The following is a 3,210-nucleotide window of genomic DNA, read 5'->3' as shown; positions in this document are numbered from 1 at the left end:
GCGCCAGCTCCCCCGAGGGGGGAGCTGGCGCGCAGCGCCTGAGAGGGTTCGCCCCTATATTATTACATTATATAGGCAGTGTGAAACCCAGACAGGTATAGACTGTGGCTTATATTACCCGTCGGAAAGCGTACTGCGCTGTCAAGGGTTTCCGTGCAAAATTTTGTCCCGAAAAATATCTGCTATTTTTGGCGATTGCTACAAAACGCAAAATATAGTGGTATTTTGCTTGACTTGCCACTAGATAATGATAAAATAGAGTTACATTCAGTTTGTTGGATATCGTTGTGCGCAGACGGGTATCTCTTATGATAAGAGGTACCCGTTCACAATGCGCCTATATAGAAGGAGGAGAACCGATGAAGATCATCAAACGAAACGGTGCAGAAGTTCCTTTTGATATTACCAAGATCATCACCGCCGTTACCAAAGCCAGCGATTCTGTGGGCGGTCAGGCTCGCCTGAGCCGGGAGCAGATCACCCAGATCGCCGCAGCCGTTACCGACCAGTGCCAGCAGCTCAACCGCGCGGTCAGCGTGGAAGAAGTACAGGATCTGGTGGAGAACCAGCTGATGGACATTCAGGCGCACGATGTAGCACGCCACTATATCACCTACCGCTACGTCCAGAGCCTGAAGCGCCAGACCAATACCACTGACGAGCGCATCCTGAGCCTGATCGAGTGCCAGAACGAAGAGGTCAAGCAGGAGAACGCCAACAAGAACCCCACCGTCAACAGTGTGCAGCGCGACTATATGGCCGGCGAGATCTCCAAGGATCTGACCGCCCGTCTGCTGCTGGACCCGGAGATCGTAAAGGCGCATCAGGAGGGTCTGATCCACTTCCACGATTCCGACTATTTTGCCCAGCACATGCACAACTGCGATCTGGTGAACCTGGAAGATATGCTGCAGAACGGCACCGTTATTTCCGGCACCTATATTGAGAAGCCGCACAGCTTCTCCACTGCCTGCAACATTGCCACCCAGATCATTGCACAGGTAGCTTCCAACCAGTACGGCGGTCAGAGCATCAGCCTGACCCATCTGGCTCCCTTTGTGGACGTCTCCCGCAAGAAGATCGCCGCTGAGGTGGAGCTGGAGATGGAAGGGCTGGACGTCTCTGCCGAGCGCAAGAAGGAGATCGTGGAGCGCCGTCTGCGCAACGAGATCAACCGCGGCGTGCAGACCATCCAGTATCAGGTGGTCACCCTGATGACCACCAACGGTCAGGCACCCTTTATTACTGTATTCATGTATCTGGGCGAGGCCCGCAACCCGCAGGAAAAGGCCGACCTTGCCATCATTATTGAAGAGACCATCCGGCAGCGCTATCAGGGCGTGAAGAACGAGGCAGGCGTGTGGATCACCCCCGCCTTCCCCAAGCTGATCTATGTGCTGGAAGAGGACAACATCCGCCCCGGCACCCCCTATTACTACCTGACCGAGCTGGCCGCCAAGTGCACCGCCAAGCGCATGGTGCCGGACTATATCTCGGAAAAGAAGATGCTGGAGCTCAAGGTAGACAAGAATGGCGAAGGTCACTGCTACACCTGCATGGGCTGCCGCAGCTTCCTGACCCCCTATGTGGACCCCGAGACCGGCAAGCCCAAGTACTATGGCCGCTTCAATCAGGGCGTGGTCACCATCAATCTGGTGGACGTTGCGCTGAGCTCCGGCGGCAACTTTGAAAAGTTCTGGAAGATTTTTGACGAGCGTCTGGACCTGTGCCACCGCGCTTTGCAGGCACGCCACAAGCGGTTGCTGGGCACCCCCAGCGACGCTGCCCCCATCCTGTGGCAGTATGGCGCGCTTGCACGCCTGAAGAAGGGCGAAAAGATCGACAAGCTGCTGTTCGGCGGCTACTCCACCATCAGTCTGGGCTATGCCGGCCTGTACGAGTGTGTGAAGTATATGACCGGCAAGAGCCACACCGACGCCGGTGCCAAGCCTTTTGCCCTGAGCGTGATGCAGCACATGAATGACAAGTGCAACGCGTGGAAGAAGGCCGAAAACATGGACTACTCCCTCTACGGCACCCCGCTGGAATCCACCACCTACAAGTTTGCCAAGTGCCTGCAAAAGCGCTTTGGCATCGTGAAGGGCATCACGGACAAGAACTATATCACCAACAGCTACCACGTCCATGTCTCCGAGCCCATCGACGCCTTTACCAAGCTGAAATTCGAGGCCGACTTCCAGCGCCTGTCCCCGGGCGGTGCCATCAGCTATGTGGAAGTGCCCAATATGCAGGACAATCTGGAAGCCGTCATAAGCGTGCTGCAGTTCATCTACGACAACATCATGTACGCCGAGTTGAACACCAAGTCCGACTACTGTCAGGTGTGCGGCTACGATGGCGAGATCAAGATCGTGGAGGATGACGGCAAGCTGGTGTGGGAGTGCCCCAAGTGCGGCAACCGTGATCAGAACAAGCTGAACGTTGCCCGCCGTACCTGCGGTTATATCGGCACCCAGTTCTGGAACCAGGGCCGCACGCAGGAGATCAAGGACCGCGTGCTGCATCTGTAACCCTCTCAGTCAACGCTTCGCATTGACAGCTCCCCCGAGAGGGGGAGCTTTTTATATGGAGTTTTATCTATGAACTACGCAAACATCAAATATTACGACATCGCCAACGGTCCCGGGGTGCGCACCAGCGTTTTTGTGTCCGGCTGCCGTCACCACTGCCCGGGATGCTTCAACGCCGTGGCATGGGACTTTGCCTACGGTCAGCCCTTTGATAAGACCGTGCGCAACGAGATATTCGCCTCCTGCCAGCCGGACTATATCGCCGGGCTTTCCCTGCTGGGCGGCGAGCCCTTTGAGCCGGAAAACCAGCGGGAACTGCTGCCCTTTGTGCGCAACTTCAAGGCGCTGTACCCCGCCAAGACGGTGTGGTGCTACTCCGGCTACACTTGGGAACAGCTTACCGGCAAAGAGCCCAGTCCCGCGCGGTGCGAGGTGACCGACGAGCTGCTGGCACTGCTGGATGTACTGGTGGACGGCAGATTCGTGCAGGCCGAGCACGACATCTCCCTGCGCTTCCGCGGCAGCCGCAACCAGCGCCTGCTGGATGTGCCCAAGTCCCTCGCCGCCGGGCAGCCCGTGTGGTGGGAGGACGAAAAGGTGTTCGCCACCCATACCATGGAACGGTAAGCGGTGCTGAACTCCTTCTCGTGAAAATGCGTTTGTCGCGGCCCGCAGGAGC

At 57.0% G+C, this 3,210-nt stretch carries 2 protein-coding genes; both read left to right on the top strand.

Going from position 1 to position 3,210, the window contains the following annotated elements:
- Window positions 1-359: 359 nt before the first annotated feature.
- A complete protein-coding gene (gene nrdD / locus WMO44_RS14540; protein WP_015536517.1) occupies window positions 360-2,531 on the top strand; it encodes an anaerobic ribonucleoside-triphosphate reductase in 2,172 nt (723 codons plus the stop codon).
- A 69-nt stretch (window positions 2,532-2,600) separates the two neighbouring features.
- Complete coding sequence (gene nrdG, locus WMO44_RS14535; RefSeq protein WP_055187051.1) at window positions 2,601-3,158, top strand: anaerobic ribonucleoside-triphosphate reductase activating protein; 558 nt, start codon at window positions 2,601-2,603, stop codon at window positions 3,156-3,158.
- The last annotated feature ends 52 nt before the right edge of the window (window positions 3,159-3,210 follow it).

The sequence above is a fragment of the Faecalibacterium tardum genome, from assembly GCF_040096515.1.
Lineage (GTDB): Bacteria > Bacillota > Clostridia > Oscillospirales > Ruminococcaceae > Faecalibacterium > Faecalibacterium tardum.
The sequence above is the reverse complement of the archived record's forward strand: the minus strand, read 5'-3'. Positions and strand labels throughout refer to the sequence as shown.

Excerpts from the sequence above, each read along its gene's own strand:
- nrdD (WP_015536517.1), top strand. The coding sequence starts at position 360 with ATGAAGATCATCAAACGAAACGGTGCAGAAGTTCCTTTTGATATTACC.
- nrdG (WP_055187051.1), top strand. The coding sequence starts at position 2,601 with ATGAACTACGCAAACATCAAATATTACGACATCGCCAACGGTCCCGGG.